The following is a 16,513-nucleotide window of genomic DNA, read 5'->3' as shown; positions in this document are numbered from 1 at the left end:
GCGCGACGGCGGCGCTCAGCGCCGGCCGTCGTGCCAGTCCGTCAGCGTGCGGGTCGTCAGCCCGTGCAGCAGGATCGACAAGGCCACCGTCCACAGCGTCACGCTGACCAGCGTCGTCCCGACCTCATCGGGGACGCCGGGGATGCCGTGGTGGAGCACGAACAGCAGGTAGTACACCGAGCCCACGCCGCGGATGCCGAACCAGCCCAGCATCAGGTGCTCCCGGCGCGTGAGGCGCTCGCCCACCGTGGCCACGAGCGCGGACGCCGGGCGCAGCACCAGCAGGCCCAGCAGGGCCATGCCCAGCACCGACGGCGACAGCGGCGCGTAGGGCAGCATCGCGCCCACCATCAGCACGAGCCCCATCTCCGCGACCTCCTCGACCTGATCGTTGAAGCGGCCGACGGAGTCCTTCATCGTCGCGCTCGCATGGTGCGAGTGCGTCTCCAACGATTCATGCGGATGTCCCGCGACGTCCTCGGGACGGCCCAGCGGGGCTTCGCGCGGCGCAGGCTGCTCCGAGACCCGCCCGAAGGCGATGCCCGCGGCCAGCACGGCCAGGAAGCCCGACGCGTCGATCGAGAGCGCCGCGCCGTAGGCGACGCCGATCAGGCCGAGACCGAGGAAGGCGTCGAACCCGACGGCCTGCTGATAGCGGCTGCGCAGGAACACCACGCACCAGCCGACGGCCGCGCCCAGCGTCGCGCCGAGCACCGCGCCGGTCACCGGGGTCCAGAGCAGGTCCACGGCGATCCATTGCAGCCAGTCGACGCCGGTCGTCGAACCGCCCGCCAGCAGCGCGAGGCCGAGCAGGACGAAGGGCAGCGCGGCGCCATCGTTGAGTCCGCCTTCCGCGGCGAGGCTGAAGCCGATGCGCTCCGGGTCCTCGCCCGCGTCGGTATGCACGCCGGACGCCAGCACGGGATCGGTGGGCGCCAGGATCGCGCCCAGCAGCACCGCGGCGCCCAGCGGCAGATCCAGCAGCGTGACGCCGACCAGGGCGGTCAGTCCCACCATGGCGGCCAGCGAGAAGAAGGCCAGGCGCAGCGGCAGGCGCCATCGGCGATCGAGCAAGGGGACGCCCAGGCGCAGCCCGACGGCGAACAGCGAAATCATCAGTCCCAGTTCCGCCAGGCGCATCAGCAGGCCGGCGTCGTCAAAGGGATCGGGCCGGAGGATGTCCAGCACCTGCGGCCCGAGCATCCAACCGACGCCCAGATAAATGATGGCGCTGGTGAGCTGCATGCGGCCGAGCAGCGTCCCGACCAGGACCATCCCGAGCAGCAGCACGCCCAGGACCAGCATCCACGCGGGGAAGCTCACTCGACGGTCTCCCGTTGCGGACCGCCGGCGCTCAGGCGGCGAGCGGCGGCTCGATCCAGTACCGGTCGCGGCCGTGACCGCGATGCAGCTGGGATTCGTACTCGCGGTCGATCGAGGCGATGTCCTGGAACGGCGGGCTGGCGCGGATGGCCGCGCGATCGACGGACAGGCGGAGCTCTTTCGCCTCGATGTCGATCGCCTCGATCCAGCGCACGCCGATCAGCACGCGATGGCCGCCCGGCCACCACGCGGCGGTGTCGACCAGCAGATAGCGCAGCGTCCAGTCCACGTCGTCGTAGACCAGGTCCACCACGCGGCCGATGCCAAGGCCGCCCGAGGACAGTTCGCAATCCAGCAGCGCGGTCTCGATCAGGAGCGGGACGTCCGCCGCCGGCGGCACCGGCTGCCCGTAGTGGAGCAACGCGCTCCGCGCCTGCTGCACCGAGATGCCCTGCAGCGGATGCAGCGTCGGGCTGGTCCTGACCGTGCGCCGGCTGACGTCCATGTGCATGCTGCCGCGCGCGATCGGCTGCAGCAGCAGGGACGGCAGGATCAGCACCCAGCGGCCGAACAGCCAGGGGCTGGACTCCAGCACCAGGAAGTGGATGCGCCAGTCCACCGTGTCGAACAGCGCCAGGCGCACATGCCCGATGTCGCCGTCGTTGCCGGTCACCTTGCAGCGCTGGAGCAGGCTCAGGCTGTTCAATCGGCCGCGGCAGGACGCGGTCATCTACCGCCGGCCGACGCGCGACGGCGCCACCGGGGGGGTCACGGGACCGGGCAACTCGGGCGACGGCGTGGGCGGCCTCGCCTGCTTGGGCTTCTTCGCTTCCTTGTTGCCGTGTTGACGTTTGGACATGGGTGCTCCTGGACAGATGAGGGATTGAGCCTGGAGCCTGCGCCGATCCGCCCGCCGGGTCGGTGCGCCACCGTACCCATCCGGCGGGTCGGCCGCGGGCGCCCTCGCGCGCCCTCGCCGGCTGGCGCTCCGGACCCGCGCCCTATACTCGATCAACGGCCTTACGCCGCAAGGATGCGCTGATGGTGAGCATGGAGTTGGCGCGCGAGAACCGGCTCCTCGCCGCGCTGTCGGATGAAGAGCTGTCCCGGTGGCTGCCGGACCTGGAAGTGGTGGACGCCCCGCTCGGGCAGGTGCTCTATGAATCGGGCGGGCAGTTGTCGCATGTCTACTTCCCCACGACCTGCATCGTGTCCCTGCTCTACGTGCTCGAGGACGGCGGCTCGGCCGAGATCTCCGTCGTGGGCTACGAGGGCGTGCTGGGGGTGTCGCTCTTCATGGGCGGCCAGACCACGCCGAGCCGCGGGGTGGTGCAGAGCGCCGGCCAGTTGCTGCGGCTGCGGTCCGATCTGATGCTGTCGGAGTTCAACCGCGCCGGCAAGGTGATGCAGCTGCTGCTGCGCTACACGCAGGCGCTGCTGACGCAGATGTCGCAGACGGCGGTGTGCAACCGCCATCACTCGCTGGATCAGCAGCTCTGCCGCTGGCTGCTGCTGAGCCTGGACCGGCTCCGCGGCGACGACCTCGTCATGACCCAGGAGCTGATCGCCAACATGCTGGGCGTGCGCCGCGAAGGCGTGACGGAAGCGGCGGGCAACCTGCAGGACGCGGGTCTCATCCGCTATCGACGCGGCCACATCACGGTGCTCGACCGTCCGGGGCTGGAGCTGCGCACCTGCGAGTGCTACGCGGTCGTCAAGAACGAATACAACCGGCTGCTGCAGGCGCCGCTCGTCCGGGGGATCTGAGCAAATCCGGGGGATGTTCGCCGCCGTACAGACTCGGCGGCGAATGGGACTCAAGGTGAGGTGTCTTCGCTTCAGGAACCTCGATGTCCTTGCTCCAGGAATCCACCTCGCCTCGCGTCTTCGGCGTGGAGGCGGGCCACGCGCCCTGCGCCTCCCTCGACGATCCCGACGAGATGGCCCGGCGCCTGGTGGCCGCGCTGCCATCGGCCTTTCTCACCCGCCCGGGCGCCTGGCGGCCCTTTGTCGCGGAGCTGCTGGCGGTGGATCCGTCGGACACGCCCATGGTGACGCTGGGCGATGGCCGGCAGCAATGGCTGCTGGATCAGGGCGCCGCGGTGCTGTCGCAGCATTGGACGCGCTACGAGCAGGGCCTGAAGCCCGGCGCCCTGGGCGTGCACGTCGCGGAGCAGAAGCGCAGCGACATCCTGGCGCTCGTCGCGCATGAGCTGCGGGATCCGCTGGCGGCGATCGGCTCCGCCTTGAAGGTGCTCCAGCTCAGGGCGAATGCCCAGGACGCCGCGGAACGCGCCATCATCGAGCGGCAATTGGGCACCTGCCTGCGCGTGGTGGGCGACCTGCTGGATCAATCGCTGGTCTCGCGCAACACCTTGACGGTCCATCGCCTGCCGATCCCGGTGCGCGGCTTCCTGTCGACCGCGCTGGAGGCCACCGCGCCCGGACGCGAGACGAAGCGGCACCGGCTGATGGCCTTCCTCCCGGAGGTGTCCGTGCAGGTGCGCGGGGACAGCACGCGCTTGTCGCAGGTCGTGGGGAATCTCCTCTCGAACGCCACGCGGTACACGCCCGAGGACGGCTGCATCGACCTGTGGACGGAGCAAGACGCCGGCCAGTGCGTGGTCCATGTGAAGGACAACGGCCAAGGCATCGGCGCGGAGCACATCGCGCGCATCTTCGAACCGTATGTGCAGGGTCATCGGCCGCCCGGCACGGTGTATCGCGGACTGGGCCTCGGACTGGCCCTGGCACGTGCGATCGTGGAGCTGCACGACGGCTCGCTCAAGGTGTTCAGCGCGGGCCCGGGTCGGGGCAGCGAGTTCTGCCTCACGCTGCCGATCTGGGAGCCACCGCCAGAACGTTGATGGCGACTCGGTCGGGACAGGTGCGGTCCCGTCCGATCCACTTCCGAAGCACCAAGCTCGAAGCTCGAAGCTCGAAGCTCGAAGCTCGAAGCGCCAAACAAAACGCCCGCAGGACTTGCGTCTTGCGGGCGTTCTTTATTCGGTGGGGTGGCTGATGGGACTCGAACCCACGACGACCAGAATCACAATCTGGGACTCTACCAACTGAGCTACAGCCACCACTGGAGAAGCCTTAGATTATGGCCAAAATTCTCCTCTGTGGGAAGCACTTTCTGCGATTCTTCTGCAAATAGCTTGAATCGCGCGAGTGCCGCCCTTTTTCCTTCGTCGCCGCGCGCTCAGTTCGCCGGCGCCGAGGCGGCCGTCGCCTTCAGCACCGCCGGCTTGATCGCCGCCTTGTACTCGGCCTTGAGCACGTTGTAGTAGCTGGCCATCTCGACCGCGCTCCAGGCACGCGCGTACTGCTCCGCCGCCCGCTTCGCGTCGATCAGCGCCGGATCGCGCGGCAGGATCTTGTCGATCTTCACGACGAGGTAGTCGCCGTTGCCCGCATCCGCGCCGACGTAGGCCGGCAGCTTGGACGCGTCCGCGCGCAGGACCTGGTCCAGCGCCTTCTGCGGCAGCACGCCCGGCTTGGCGCGCGACACGGTCACCGCGTCGCCCAGACCCTTGGCATCGCCGCTCTTCTTCAGCTCGGCCAGTCGGGTCTCGCCGGCCTTCTTCGCGGCTTGCGCGGCGTTGTCCTGCACCCAGGCCATCGTCAGCAGCGGCTTGACCTCCGCCAGCGGCGGCACGCGCGCCGGCTTGTAGGCGACGACGCGCGCCGACACCAGCTGGTTGCCGCCCGCCTCGATGGCGGCCGTGTTGTGCTTGTCCTTCAGCGAGTCCGCGGCGAACACCGCCTCCAGCAGCTTCGGCGAAGCCAGGACTCCGGTCGCGTCCGGCGCGGCCTTGCGTTGCACGGTCGCCTTCTGGATCGGCAGCTTGAACTTGTCGGCCGCCGGCTTCAGCGAGTCCGCATCGCTGTACACCGCGTCGGTGAAGCTGTCCGCCTGCTCGGTGAAGCGCTTCTGCGCCAGCTCGCGGCGCAGGTCGGCTTCGATGCCGGCCTTGACCGTCTCGAACGGACGCAGCTGACCACCGCGCACGTCCGTCAGCATGATGATGTGATAACCGAAGTCGGACTGGACCACGTTGCTGATCTCGCCCTTCTTCAGCGCGTAGACCGCGTCCTCGAAGGGCTTGACCATCGCGCCCTTGCCGAAGAAGTCCAGGTCGCCGCCGTTCGGGGCCGAGCCCGGATCCTCGGAGTTCTTCTTCGCGAGTTCGGCGAAGCCGGCCGGGTTCTTGCGCGCCTCGACCAGCAGCTCGTCGGCCTTGGCCTTCGCCTTGGCCTTGTCCGCCGCCGACATGTCGGCGCCGGCCTTGATCAGGATGTGGCTCGCGCGGCGTTCCTGGTCCGTCGTGAAGCGCGGCTCGTTGGCCTTGTAGTACTTCTCCACGTCTTCCGGATTGATCGTCACGCCGGCCTGCAGCGCGCCGACGTCCAGCACGACGTACTCGATGTCCGCGCTTTCCGGCAGCTGGAACTTCGCGGCGACCTTCGGGTCCTTGTAGTAGGCCTCGAGGTCCGCGTCCTTGGGCGTCAGCGTCGCGGCGAAGTCCTTCGCGGCGAAGGTCTGGAACTGCAGTTCACGCTGCTGCAGCAGCGCGTCGAAGGCCAGGCCGGCGCTCGACTGCGTGGGCAGCGCGCTCTGCGCGATCGGGGCCAGCACGCCGTTGATCTGCAGGTTCTGGCGGACGCTCTGCAACAGGCCGTCGACCGTCATGCCCTGCTGCGCGGCGATGCGCTTGGCCGTTTCCACGTCGCGCAGCGGCGCGAGCTGCGGATCCGTGCGGATCAGCTCGAGCAACTGGTCGTTGCTGATGGTGCGATGCTCGTCGGCCGCCTTGGCGGCCAGCACACGTTCGCGCAGCAGGTTCTCGAGCACGTCCTTGCGCACTTCCGGCGAGTCGAAGACCTTCGGGTCCATCGTCGGCGCTTCCATGCGCATGCGTTCGACCTGCTTCTTCTGCGCGTCGTCCCAGTCGGCCTGCGTGATCTTGTGGCCGTCGACGGACGCGACCGCCGCGTTGCCGCCTTCCATGAAGCGGCTGTAGCCCTCCAGGCCGACCAGCACGAAGGACGGCACGATCAGGATCAGCAGCAGGAACTGCAACAACCGCGTGTGCTTGCGTACGAAATCAAACATCAACAACCTCAGGTCATTTCACATACGACAAAGGCGAACCGGGGTTCGCCTTTGGGCCGCGGCATTCTAGTCCACGGATGACGTGGACACGCCTCGGTTTTCTGGTGGGCGCTGACGGGCTCGAACCGCCGACAATCTCCGTGTAAGGGAGGTGCTCTACCAACTGAGCTAAGCGCCCGGAATCTGTTCAGTTCACGGCGTCCTTGAGGGCCTTGCCCGGACGGAATTTCGGCACCTTGGCCGACTTGATCTTGATCGCCTCGTTCGTGCGCGGATTGCGGCCGGTGCGCGCCGCTCTTTTCGTGACGCTGAAGGTGCCGAAGCCCACCAGCGACACGGTGCCGTTCTTCTTGAGCGTGGTCTTCACACCGCCGATCACGGCTTCCAGTGCGCGCCCCGCGGCCGCCTTGGAAATGTCCGCCTGCTTGGCGATGTGCTCGATCAATTCGGACTTGTTCACGAAGGTACCCCCTCATTGGTTTGCCAGGCCGCCCGAACGGCGCGGGAAGCGGATTCTAGACGCATTGCCCTCGGGCTCAGACAAGGGGGAAGTCCCGATACAAGGGGGGCGCCCGACAGTCGCCCAGGGGACAGCGCCCCGCTTGAAACGCCGCATTCGAACGCACTCGTCACACGCTGTTTCATCGCTCCCCGCGAACGGGGGATCGTCCGGAAACTTGGACTGGCATCGACCGGGACCGGTGAGGCCCGATGAGGTCCGATGCGGCACGACGGGGGATGAGTGCGGATGGCGCGGCCGCTGAGCCGCGCGCTCAGCGCGCCTTGGCCCGGATCTCGGGCAGCGCCTTCTGCAGGTAGTAGACCATCGACCAGATGGTCAGCACCGCGGCCAGGTAGATCAGCCAGGTGCCCCAGATCCGCGTGTTGATCACGTCGAACAGCTTGCCGTCGAACAGCAGGAAGGGGATGGCCACCATCTGGACCGTCGTCTTGAGCTTGCCCAGCACGTGCACCGCCACCGAGCGCGAGGCGCCGATCTGCGCCATCCACTCGCGCAGCGCGGAGATCGCGATCTCTCGCCCGACGATGACCAGCGCCACCAGCGCGTCCACGCGCTGCTGCTCCAGCAGCACCAGCAAGGCGGCGCAGACCAGGAACTTGTCGGCCACCGGATCGAGGAACGCGCCGAAGGACGAGGTCTGGTTGAGCCTGCGCGCCAGGTAGCCGTCCGCCCAGTCCGTCAGCGCCACCGTGATGAACAGGACCGTGGCCAGCAGGTTTTGATGGGCGGGCGACATCTGCAGGTGGAACACCCCGACGATCAGCGGGATGGCCACGATGCGGGCCCAGGTCAGCAGGGTTGGCAGCGTCCAGAACATGGGCGGCATTGTGCCCAGGTTTCACGGCGCGAAACCGTCGGCCGCTTCTTAATCGTCGAGCCTCAATCGTCCAGCGTTCGCGGCTTGAAGCGCCGGTCGTCGTCGAAGAGGAAGACCTCGACGAACTTCCAGGGCTTGGGCAGCCGGCTCACGTCGCCGAACGGCGCGGCGCGGCGCACCGCCGCGATGGCGACCTCGATCGTGTCCTCGGCCTGGGTCGGCTTGCGCAGCACGCGGATGTGCTTGATGGAGCCGTCGTGGTTGAGTTCGACCTCCAGCACGGGAATGGCCAGCAGCTCCGACGGCACCTCGCCCATGTAGGTGCCGTCCGGGTTGGCGGCGACCATGCGCTGCGCGGCCTGGCGGCGCAGGTCCTCATGCGTGCTGACCGCATGCGGTGCCGGCAGCGGCAGGCCGCGGCGCACGGCCGGCGAGGTCGGCACCGGCCCGGCGGGCGCGATGGGGGTCGCGGCCGGTTCGCGCGGCGCGTCCTGCACCGGAGGACGCACCGGCTGACGCTGCGTCGGCGAGCCGCACGCGGCCAGCGACAGCGCGAGCACCAGCTTGCCGCTCCAGCGTGCGACGTGTCGCAGGCTCACCGGGGTCATCTGATCGATCGTTGTCATGTCTGTTCCCAACAAGCCGCGCGCCGTTCAATGCAGCGCGCGATAGATTTCTTCCGCCAGCTCGCGCGAGATGCCCTTGACACTGCAGAGCTCCTCGACGCTGGCGCCGGCCACGCCACGCACGCCGCCGAAACGCTGCAGCAACTGCGCGCGCTTCTTCGGCCCGACGCCGGGCACGTCCTCCAGGCGCGAACCGCCGGTGCGGATCGACGCGCGCTTGGCCCGCATGCCGGTGATGGCGAAGCGGTGAGCCTCGTCGCGGATCTGGGCCACGAGCATCAGCGCCGCCGAGTCGCGCCCGAGGTACACCTTCTCGCGCCCGTCGGCGAAGACGAGTTCCTCGAGGCCGACCTTGCGCCCCTCGCCCTTTTCAACGCCGACGATGAGGCTCAGGTCGACACCGAGTTCCTCGAAGACCTCGCGCGCCATCGACACCTGCCCCTTGCCACCGTCCACCAGCACCAGGTCCGGCATGCGACCGGTGCCATTCTGGGCGGCCTCGGCCATCTTGCTGTAACGGCGTGTCAGGACCTGGCGCATCGCCGCGTAGTCGTCGCCGCCGGTGATGCCTTCGATGTTGAAGCGCCGGTACTGGGCGCTCTGCATCTGGTGGCCCTCGAAGACGACGCACGAGGCCTGCGTCGCCTCGCCGGCCGTGTGGCTGATGTCGAAGCACTCGATGCGGAACTTGTCGAGCTCGGTGACGCTGAGGTCCAGCGCCTCGATCAGCGCGCGCGTGCGCGCCTGCTGGGAGCCCTCTTCCGACAGCAGCCGCGCCAGCGCGATCTCCGCGCCCTTGACGCACATCTCCTGCCAGATGCGGCGCTGGCCGCGCGGCTGGGCTTGCGTCGTGACGCGGTAACCGGCCTGCGCGCTGAGCGCTTCGGCCAGCGCCGGATCGACCGCCTCCGACAGCACCAGCAGCGACGGCACCGCCATCTCGAGGTAGTGCTGCGCGATGAAGGCTTCCAGCACCAGCCGCTCGGGGCTCGCGGGCTCGACGCGGATGCCGCCGTCCTCGCCTTCAACCGGCGTCAGCTCGTCGTCGTCCAGCAACTGGACGGCGGTCGCGTCGTCGACGTGTTTCGGGAAATACGCGCGGTCGCCCAGGTGCCGCCCGCCGCGCACCATCGCCAGGTTCACGCAGGCCCGCCCGCCCTGCAGCTTCACCGCGAGGATGTCGACGTCGCGGTCGCGGCCGGTCGCGCTGTTCTCGTCGACGGCCTGCTGCTGCAGGACCTTCGACAACGCGGTGATCTGGTTGCGGATGCCCGCCGCCTGCTCGTACTCGAAGCGCTCGGCGTGCGTCATCATCTGCGCCTGCAGCGCGTCCATCACCTCCTGCGTCTCGCCGAGCAGGAATCGCTCCGCGTTGCTGACGTTGCGGCGGTAGTCGTCGTTCTGCCCTTCGGGCACGCAGGGCGCGGTGCAGCGATGGATCTGATGCAGCAGGCAGGGCCGGCTGCGGTTGTTGAAGACGGTGTCCTCGCAGGTCCGCAGCTGGAAGACCTTCTGGATCAGCTGGATCGACTCCTTCACCGCCCAGGCGCTGGGGAACGGGCCGAAGTAGCGATGGCGCCGGTCCACCGCGCCGCGGTAGTAGCTGATGCGCGGCCAGGCGTGGCCGGACAGGCGCATGTAGGGGTAGCTCTTGTCGTCGCGGAACAGGATGTTGAACCGCGGATTGAGCGCCTTGATCAGGTTGTTCTCGAGCAGCAGCGCCTCGGCCTCGGTGCGCACCACCGTGGTCTCCAGCCGCGCGATGCGCGCGATCATCATGCCGATGCGCGTGCCGCCGTGGTCCTTCTGGAAATAGCTCGAGACGCGGCGCTTGAGGTTCTTCGCCTTGCCGACGTAGAGCACGTGGTCCTGCGCGTCGAAGTAGCGGTAGACGCCGGGCAGCGCCGGCAGCGCCAGCACCTCGGCCAGCAGGCGGTCGCGGCCCTCGCGCGCGGCGCGCTCCATGTCGGCGACGCGGCGCGACTCGGCGGCCTCGATGGCCGCGGACTGGGCGTTCCACTCGTCGGCGTGCGAGGCGTCAGGCGCAGCGGCCGCGGGGGAAGGATCGGGGATCGGCTCCGGCACTTCGCTGGTGCCGGCGGGGGTCGTGCTCATGGGGGGCGATTGTGCCGCCTGATAATTCCTCGATGCCCGACAGCCCCGCCGAATCCTCTTGCGCCGCACAGACTCCTGACAAGCCGACGTGGGACATCTTCTGCCGCGTCATCGACAACTACGGGGATCTCGGCGTGTGCCTGCGTCTGGCGCGCGATCTGGCGCAACGCGGCGCGCAGGCGCGTCTGTGGAGCGACGACCTCTCGCCGCTGGCCTGGATGCAGCCGGAGCCGGTCGAGGGACTGTCCTGCCGGCCCTGGGCCGACAGCGCGCGCGCCGAGCCGGGCGATGTCGTCGTCGAGACCTTCGGCTGCGAGCTGCCGGAGGCGTTCGTCGCGGCGATGGCCGCACGGCCGGTGACGCCGGCGTGGATCAACCTCGAGTACCTCAGCGCGGAAAGCTACGTCGAGCGCAGCCACGGATTGAGGTCGCCGCAGTTCTCCGGCCCCGGCGCCGGCCTGGAGAAGCGCTTCTTCTATCCCGGCTTCAACGAGCGCACCGGCGGACTGCTGCGCGAGCCCGGCCTCATCGAGGCGGCGACCTCGCACCACGGCGACGCCTGGCTCGCCGCGCGCGGATGGGGACGCCAACCCGGCGAAAGGGTGTTGAGCCTGTTCGCGTATCCGCGGGCGCCACTGGCCGAGTTCCTGGAAGCGCTGGGCCCGGGCTGGCTGCTCCTCCTCTGCCCCGGTGCGCCACAGCTGGAAGCGCCGCCGCTGCTGCGAACGGGGCAGCGCGCGATCGCCCTGCCCCACCTCAGCCAGGCCGACTACGACCGGCTGCTGTGGTCATGCGACCTCAACCTCGTGCGCGGCGAGGACTCCTTCGTCCGCGCGCAATGGGCCGGCCAACCCATGCTCTGGCAGATCTATTTCCAGGACGACGGCGCCCATGGGCCGAAGCTGGAGACCTTCCTCGCGCAGTCGCTGGCCGGCGCCCCCGAGGCGCTGCGCACGAACTGGAGCGCCCTCTCCCGCGCCTGGAACGGCCTGGCGCCGTGGACATCGCAGGCCGCCGACGCGCTCCGCGAACTGACCGCCGCCACGGCGCACGCCCGGGCCTGGCGTGCGGAACTGGGCGAACAACCGGATCTGAGCTCACGGCTCCAGGCCTTCGCCGGGCTGTCGAGTGGCGCGTGAGGGGCCTTTCGGGCTAGAATGCGCGGCTTTTCCGCGTTCTGACTGCGCGGCTCCTCGAACAGCTCCAGGCGATGGCCACGGGCTGCGGGATCCGATACGGAACGCCTCACACCGCCGGAACAGTTCGGATCTCCAAGCATCCAGATGACTGTGCCCGGACCCAATCTCCCGGAATCATCATGAAGATCGCTCAAGAAATTCGCGCCGGCAACGTGATCATGCACGGCAAGGACCCCATGGTCGTGCTGAAGACCGAGTACAGCCGCGGTGGCCGCAATGCCGCCACCGTGCGCATGAAGCTGAAGAGCCTGCTGAACAACTCGGGCACCGAAGTCGTCTTCAAGGCCGACGACAAGATGGACCAGATCATCCTGGAGAAGAAGGAGTGCACCTACACGTACTTCGCCGATCCGATGTATGTGTTCATGGACACCGAGTACAACCAGTTCGAGGTGGAAGCCGAGAACATGGGCGACGCCATCAACTACCTGCAGGACAGCATGGAAGTGGAAGTGGTGTTCTACGACGGCAAGGCCATCTCGGTGGAACTGCCGACCAGCGTCGTGCGTGAAGTGACCTGGACCGAGCCGGCCGTCAAGGGCGACACCTCGGGCAAGGTCCTGAAGCCCGCCAAGATCGCCACCGGTTTCGAGATCCCCGTGCCCATCTTCGTGGCGCAAGGCGACAACATCGAAATCGACACGCGTACGCACGAGTACCGCAAGCGCGTCTGAGACGCCTGCACCGTGCCCGGGCCCAGCGGCCCGGCACCAACGAAAAAGCAGCCCGAGGGCTGCTTTTTTGCTTTCCGGGATCCGGCCTCAAGCGGCGGCGTGACGCTGCTTGCTTTTCTTCGGCTTGGCGTTCGCGACCTTCTTCGAGCCCGACTTGCCCGACGAGGCATGCTGCGCCGGCTTCTTCTTCGCGCCGGACTTCTTGGCGGCGGCGTGCTTGCCGCCCTGCTTCGCGGTCTTGCCGGTGGCCTTGTGCTTGCCGCCGGCCTTGACCGGCTTGGCTGCGGGCGACGCCGGCGCGGCCATGTCGGCATGCGCGGCCGCGATCGGCGCCGTGGCGGGAGGCGCCGGTTGCGGCTGGGCTTGCGCCTGCGCGAGCGTGGTCAGCAGTGCGGTGCCCAGGACGGCGATCAACGACTTCATGTGGATTTCCTTCTTCGGGACGCGCCGACCGGGGCCGGCGCTCGTGATGATGAGGGGAGTCTAGCGGGCGGCCGGTGAAGGCCGCGTCAAACGAACTCGCCCTGACGTAACCATTTCGTGGCGACCCACTTCTCGCCCTCGACGACCGGCGCGCCGCCATGCAGCGTCAGCGTCGCGGGATCGGGCCGGTCGTAGCTGAAGAAGACCGCGTTGCCCTTCTGCGCCATCACGTCGAGCTTGATGTCGGGGAACACCGTCGCGCCGCCGCGCGGCGGCGTGTTCAGGTACATCACGATCGTCGCGACCCGCTGGCCGCCGCGCTCCAGGATCGCCTTGCTGCTGGCGTGGCGCGGGTCGAAGTAGTCGTAATGCGGCTGGTATTCGGCGCCGGCGCGGTAGCGCAGCACCTGCAGGCCCTCGCCGTTGCGGACAGGCCAGTTCAGCAGCGTCGCGATGCGACGCTCGATGCGGGCGACGACCTCGTTCTCGCCGCGCTCGAAGAACATGCCCTCGCTGGTGCGGGCCGAGTTGACCTCGCTGCCTTCGCGCTGCGCCGCGACCGTCTCCGATCGCGCCAGACGCTGGCCGGCGTTCGTGACGATCGCGTCGCACTCCTGCTCCGACAGCAGGTTTCCGAACACGATCACCCGCGGCCGCTGCAGCGCCATCAGGATCTCGACGCGGTGGCCGTCGGGCAGCAGCACGCTGCGCTGCTCGCCCAGGTCGGGCTCCGGCAGGGAGCCGGCTTCGATCGCGGGCTCCGGGAGCTCGGGCAGCGTCAACGGCGCCTCGAAGGGTCGATGCTCGGCCAGCGCCTGCTGCGCCAAGTCGGACTGCCAGCCGCTGGTCAGCATGGCCTGGTACAGCGCTTCGCGGGTGATGCCGTTGCGCAGCTGCGCGGCCACCCATTCGCGCAACTCCGGCGTGAGGTATTGCGAGTTACTCATATCCGCGACGGTATCAAACTGATCGGTGTCTGCCTGTATCCCGGTGTGCCCGACAAGGGGCGCCGCTTACGCTTCGCTGCGCATTCGTCGTCGAGCACCCGGCCACGACGCTCGGCCATGACGCTCGGCCATGACGCTCGGCCATGACGCTCGGCCATGACTCTCGGCCATGACTCTGCCATCACTCGACGATACGACGGCGGAAGACCAGCCGCTCCGGCTCGCTCGCGTCGGGCGCATAGGCGTAGCCGTCGACGGCGAAGTCCTGCAATCCTGCCGGCGTGCCGATGCGATGCTGGATCGCATACCGCGCCATCAGGCCGCGCGCGCGCTTGGCGAAGAAGCTGATGATCTTGTAGCGGCCATTCTTCCAGTCTTCGAACTGGCATTCGATGACGCGCGGCTTCAGCACCTTGCGTGCGGCGGCCTTGAAGTACTCCTGCGACGCCAGGTTCACGATCACTGGTGACTGCAACTGCGCGCTCTGGGCGTTCAGGTGCTCGGCGATCGTGTCGCCCCAGTAGGCGTAGAGGTTGCCGCCCTTGTCGTTCTTCAGCGCCGTGCCCATCTCGAGACGGTAGGGCTGAAGCCGGTCCAGCGGCCGCAGCACGCCGTAAAGGCCGGACAGGATGGCCAGATGGCGCTGCGCCCACTGCAGGTCGTCCAGCGACAGGGTCGATGCCTGCAGGCCGTCGTACACGTCGCCATTGAAAGCGAGCACGGCCGGCTTGCTGTTCCTGTCGGTGAAGCGTGTCGACCATGCGTGGTAGCGGGCGACGTTCAAGCTTGCGAGGGCTTCGGAGATATCCATCAGCCCGCCGATGTCAGAGGTGGAGCGGGTCTTGAGGATCTCGATCAGTTCGGCCGATTGCGGCACGAATTGGGGACGACTGGCCAGCGCGGCGACGGCGTCGGGTGTCGGAGTGTCGTAGTCCAGGGACTTCGCGGGTGAGATCACGAAAAGCATGGCCCGGATTGTCGCGCGTCCACGACGCAAGACCTGTCACCATCCCTCTTGATGGACGAAAGCCGCCCGAAGGCGGCCTGAACAGTGTGACTGCGGCGGAGGATCACCCGGGGCCGGCGGAGTGGCCGAGCCCTGGACTGACTGGGGCGCCGTCTGTTCGAGCAAAGCGAACCGCAGGTGAGCGGCGCGAGTTGGCGCCCAGCGAGGCCGCTCCGCCGGCCCCGGGTGATCTTCCGCCGGCGCTCGGTCGCGATTACTTCGCGAGCAGCGTATTGATCGCCGTGATGTCCTCAGGGCGCAACTGCCCCGACGCCTGACGCAGCTTGAGGCTGTTCACCAGCACGTCATAGCGCGCCTTGGCCAGGTCGCGCTGCGTCGTGTACAGCTGCGTCTGCGCATTGAGCACATCGAGGTTGACGCGCACGCCGACCTTGTAGCCCAACTGCGTCGCTTCCAACGCCAGTTTCGAGGACGACTCGGCCGCCTCATACGCCTTCACCTGCGCCTGCAGCGACTGCACGCCGAAGAACGCGCGCTTGGTACTCTCCTCGACGCTGCGGCGGGCGAAGTTGAGGTCGTTGCGGGATTTCTCCTCCAGCGACATCGTCTCCTTGATCCGATTGGTGATCTGACCGCCGGTATACACGGGCAGGTTCACCGACACGCCCAGCGAGCCCTGCTTGGTGTTGCCGGTGTAGCTGACGCCCTCGCCGGTCTGGCGCTGCACGCCCAGCGAGGCATTCAGGTCGACGGTCGGCCAACGGGCGCCCTGGGCGCGCTCGATCTCGATCCTGGCGATGTCCAAGCCCAACTGGGCCTTGCGGATGGCCGGATGGGCGCCCTCGGCCTGACTGACCCAGGGCTCCACCGACGATGGCGCCACCGGCGGCAACGCCACCGGCACGGCCAACGGGCGCGGCTCGACGCCGACGCGACCCACCAGCTGGTCCAGCGTCACGCGCTTGACGCGCAGGTCGTTGTCGGCGGCGAGTTCCTGCGCGGTCGCCAGGTCATAACGGGCCTGCGCTTCGCGGGTGTCGGTGATGGTGGCGGTGCCGACCTCGAAGTTGCGCTTGGCCGAGGCGAGCTGCTCCGCGATCGCGGCCTTGTTGGCGCTGGAGGTCGAGAGCGTGTCCTTGGCGGCCAGCACGTCGAAGTAGGCCTGCGCCACGCGGACGATCAGATCCTGCTCCGCCGTCTCCAGGTCGGACTGGGCGACGTCGACGCCCAGGCGGGCCTGCTCGATGCTGCCGGCGTTCGGACGGTTGAAGATCGCGTACTTCGCGCTCAGTCCGGCGTTGCTGACCGTGTTGCCCTGCCAACCGGAATTGACCGTGCCGCCCTGGCCGTTGGAGATGGCCGGCAGGTCGACCTCGTTGCGCGTCGCGCCCACGCCCAGGCCCACGCTGGGACGCGCCAGCGCCTGCGCCTGGCCATAGCGGTACTGCGCCGAATCCGCCACCGCGCGCGCGGCGAGGAAGGTCGCGTCGTAGGCACGGGCCGCGTCGTACAGCTCTTGCAGGCTCTGCGCCTGGGCCGCGCCGGCCGCGAAGGCGAGCGCCGCGGCCAGGAGCGTGACCCGCGGCAGGCGGGAGATCGGAGACGGACGGCGTTCAGCGGCCATGAGGCATCCTCGTGTCGATGTGATGTTCTTCGGATCGATCCAACTGCGGACCGGCCGCGGACAGGCCGCGACCGGGATTCAGTACCTCGGCACCGCCGGATCGATCGCCTCCGATCCGGCCCCGGTGCCGCGGGCGAGGTTATAGATCACCTCCCC

General features: G+C 68.4%; 16 protein-coding genes and 2 tRNA genes. 4 read left to right on the top strand and 14 right to left on the bottom strand.

What is annotated here, in order from left to right; all coding sequences use genetic code 11:
• Positions 1-15: 15 nt before the first annotated feature.
• The 3 genes from AC07PR_RS10195 to AC07PR_RS10185 are packed head-to-tail and all read right to left on the bottom strand — an operon-like array spanning position 16 to position 2,182.
• Positions 16-1,323 (bottom strand): cation:proton antiporter, encoded by a 1,308-nt coding sequence (locus AC07PR_RS10195; protein WP_495135197.1) that lies wholly within the window; start codon positions 1,321-1,323, stop codon positions 16-18.
• 31 nt (positions 1,324-1,354) lie between these two features.
• Positions 1,355-2,053 (bottom strand): hypothetical protein, encoded by a 699-nt coding sequence (locus AC07PR_RS10190; RefSeq protein ID WP_495135196.1) that lies wholly within the window; start codon positions 2,051-2,053, stop codon positions 1,355-1,357.
• A complete protein-coding gene (locus AC07PR_RS10185; RefSeq protein WP_377154269.1) occupies positions 2,054-2,182 on the bottom strand; it encodes a hypothetical protein in 129 nt (42 codons plus the stop codon).
• Positions 2,183-2,364: 182 nt separating this feature from the next.
• Here AC07PR_RS10185 and AC07PR_RS10180 point away from each other — a divergent pair, with 182 nt between their 5' ends.
• Together AC07PR_RS10180 and AC07PR_RS10175 are read left to right on the top strand one after the other, a co-directional pair.
• The gene (locus AC07PR_RS10180; protein WP_431104102.1) at positions 2,365-3,090 is read left to right on the top strand and encodes a Crp/Fnr family transcriptional regulator; all 726 of its coding nucleotides are present in this window, start codon (positions 2,365-2,367) and stop codon (positions 3,088-3,090) included.
• A gap of 83 nt (positions 3,091-3,173) precedes the next feature.
• A complete protein-coding gene (locus tag AC07PR_RS10175) occupies positions 3,174-4,190 on the top strand; it encodes a sensor histidine kinase (protein WP_495135195.1) in 1,017 nt (338 codons plus the stop codon).
• Between the two features lie 143 nt (positions 4,191-4,333).
• Here AC07PR_RS10175 and AC07PR_RS10170 read toward each other — a convergent pair.
• The 7 genes from AC07PR_RS10170 to uvrC all read right to left on the bottom strand — a co-directional run bounded on the left by AC07PR_RS10170 (position 4,334) and on the right by uvrC (position 10,373).
• Positions 4,334-4,409: transfer RNA gene (locus tag AC07PR_RS10170), tRNA-His, on the bottom strand.
• Positions 4,410-4,528: 119 nt separating this feature from the next.
• Positions 4,529-6,442: a peptidylprolyl isomerase gene (locus tag AC07PR_RS10165; RefSeq protein WP_495135194.1), complete on the bottom strand. Its 1,914-nt coding sequence runs from the start codon at positions 6,440-6,442 to the stop codon at positions 4,529-4,531.
• Positions 6,443-6,544: 102 nt separating this feature from the next.
• Positions 6,545-6,620: transfer RNA gene (locus AC07PR_RS10160), tRNA-Val, on the bottom strand.
• Positions 6,621-6,629: 9 nt separating this feature from the next.
• Entirely contained in the window at positions 6,630-6,902 is a 273-nt protein-coding gene (locus AC07PR_RS10155; protein WP_067270581.1) for an HU family DNA-binding protein, read from the bottom strand.
• Between the two features lie 313 nt (positions 6,903-7,215).
• Positions 7,216-7,782, bottom strand: coding sequence for a CDP-diacylglycerol--glycerol-3-phosphate 3-phosphatidyltransferase (pgsA, locus tag AC07PR_RS10150; RefSeq protein ID WP_377154260.1), 567 nt, complete (start codon positions 7,780-7,782; stop codon positions 7,216-7,218).
• A 62-nt stretch (positions 7,783-7,844) separates the two neighbouring features.
• A complete protein-coding gene (locus AC07PR_RS10145; RefSeq protein WP_495135193.1) occupies positions 7,845-8,408 on the bottom strand; it encodes a hypothetical protein in 564 nt (187 codons plus the stop codon).
• 27 nt (positions 8,409-8,435) lie between these two features.
• Complete coding sequence (gene uvrC / locus AC07PR_RS10140; protein ID WP_431104907.1) at positions 8,436-10,373, bottom strand: excinuclease ABC subunit UvrC; 1,938 nt, start codon at positions 10,371-10,373, stop codon at positions 8,436-8,438.
• A 182-nt stretch (positions 10,374-10,555) separates the two neighbouring features.
• On the opposite strand from uvrC, the gene earP reads away from it, so the two are divergent.
• Positions 10,556-11,662, top strand: a complete 1,107-nt coding sequence (earP, locus tag AC07PR_RS10135) for an elongation factor P maturation arginine rhamnosyltransferase EarP (RefSeq protein ID WP_495135192.1) — start codon at positions 10,556-10,558, stop codon at positions 11,660-11,662.
• A gap of 179 nt (positions 11,663-11,841) precedes the next feature.
• Entirely contained in the window at positions 11,842-12,396 is a 555-nt protein-coding gene (gene efp, locus AC07PR_RS10130) for an elongation factor P (RefSeq protein ID WP_088383725.1), read from the top strand.
• 87 nt (positions 12,397-12,483) lie between these two features.
• Here the strand turns inward: efp and AC07PR_RS10125 are convergent, their stop codons facing one another.
• The 4 genes from AC07PR_RS10125 to AC07PR_RS10110 form a co-directional block, all read right to left on the bottom strand.
• Positions 12,484-12,819, bottom strand: a complete 336-nt coding sequence (locus AC07PR_RS10125; RefSeq protein WP_495135191.1) for a hypothetical protein — start codon at positions 12,817-12,819, stop codon at positions 12,484-12,486.
• Between the two features lie 86 nt (positions 12,820-12,905).
• Positions 12,906-13,766 carry a 2OG-Fe(II) oxygenase gene (locus AC07PR_RS10120; RefSeq protein ID WP_483106859.1) on the bottom strand — a complete coding sequence of 287 codons (861 nt, stop codon included), beginning with the start codon at positions 13,764-13,766 and terminating at the stop codon, positions 12,906-12,908.
• A 181-nt stretch (positions 13,767-13,947) separates the two neighbouring features.
• On the bottom strand, positions 13,948-14,733 hold the full coding sequence (gene yaaA / locus AC07PR_RS10115; RefSeq protein WP_377154249.1) for a peroxide stress protein YaaA: 786 nt from the start codon (positions 14,731-14,733) through the stop codon (positions 13,948-13,950).
• A gap of 253 nt (positions 14,734-14,986) precedes the next feature.
• On the bottom strand, positions 14,987-16,357 hold the full coding sequence (locus AC07PR_RS10110; protein ID WP_377154247.1) for a TolC family outer membrane protein: 1,371 nt from the start codon (positions 16,355-16,357) through the stop codon (positions 14,987-14,989).
• Positions 16,358-16,513 lie beyond the last annotated feature (156 nt).

The organism is Roseateles sp. GW821-FHT09H11 (genome assembly GCF_059415845.1).
The sequence above is the reverse complement of the archived record's forward strand: the minus strand, read 5'-3'. Positions and strand labels throughout refer to the sequence as shown.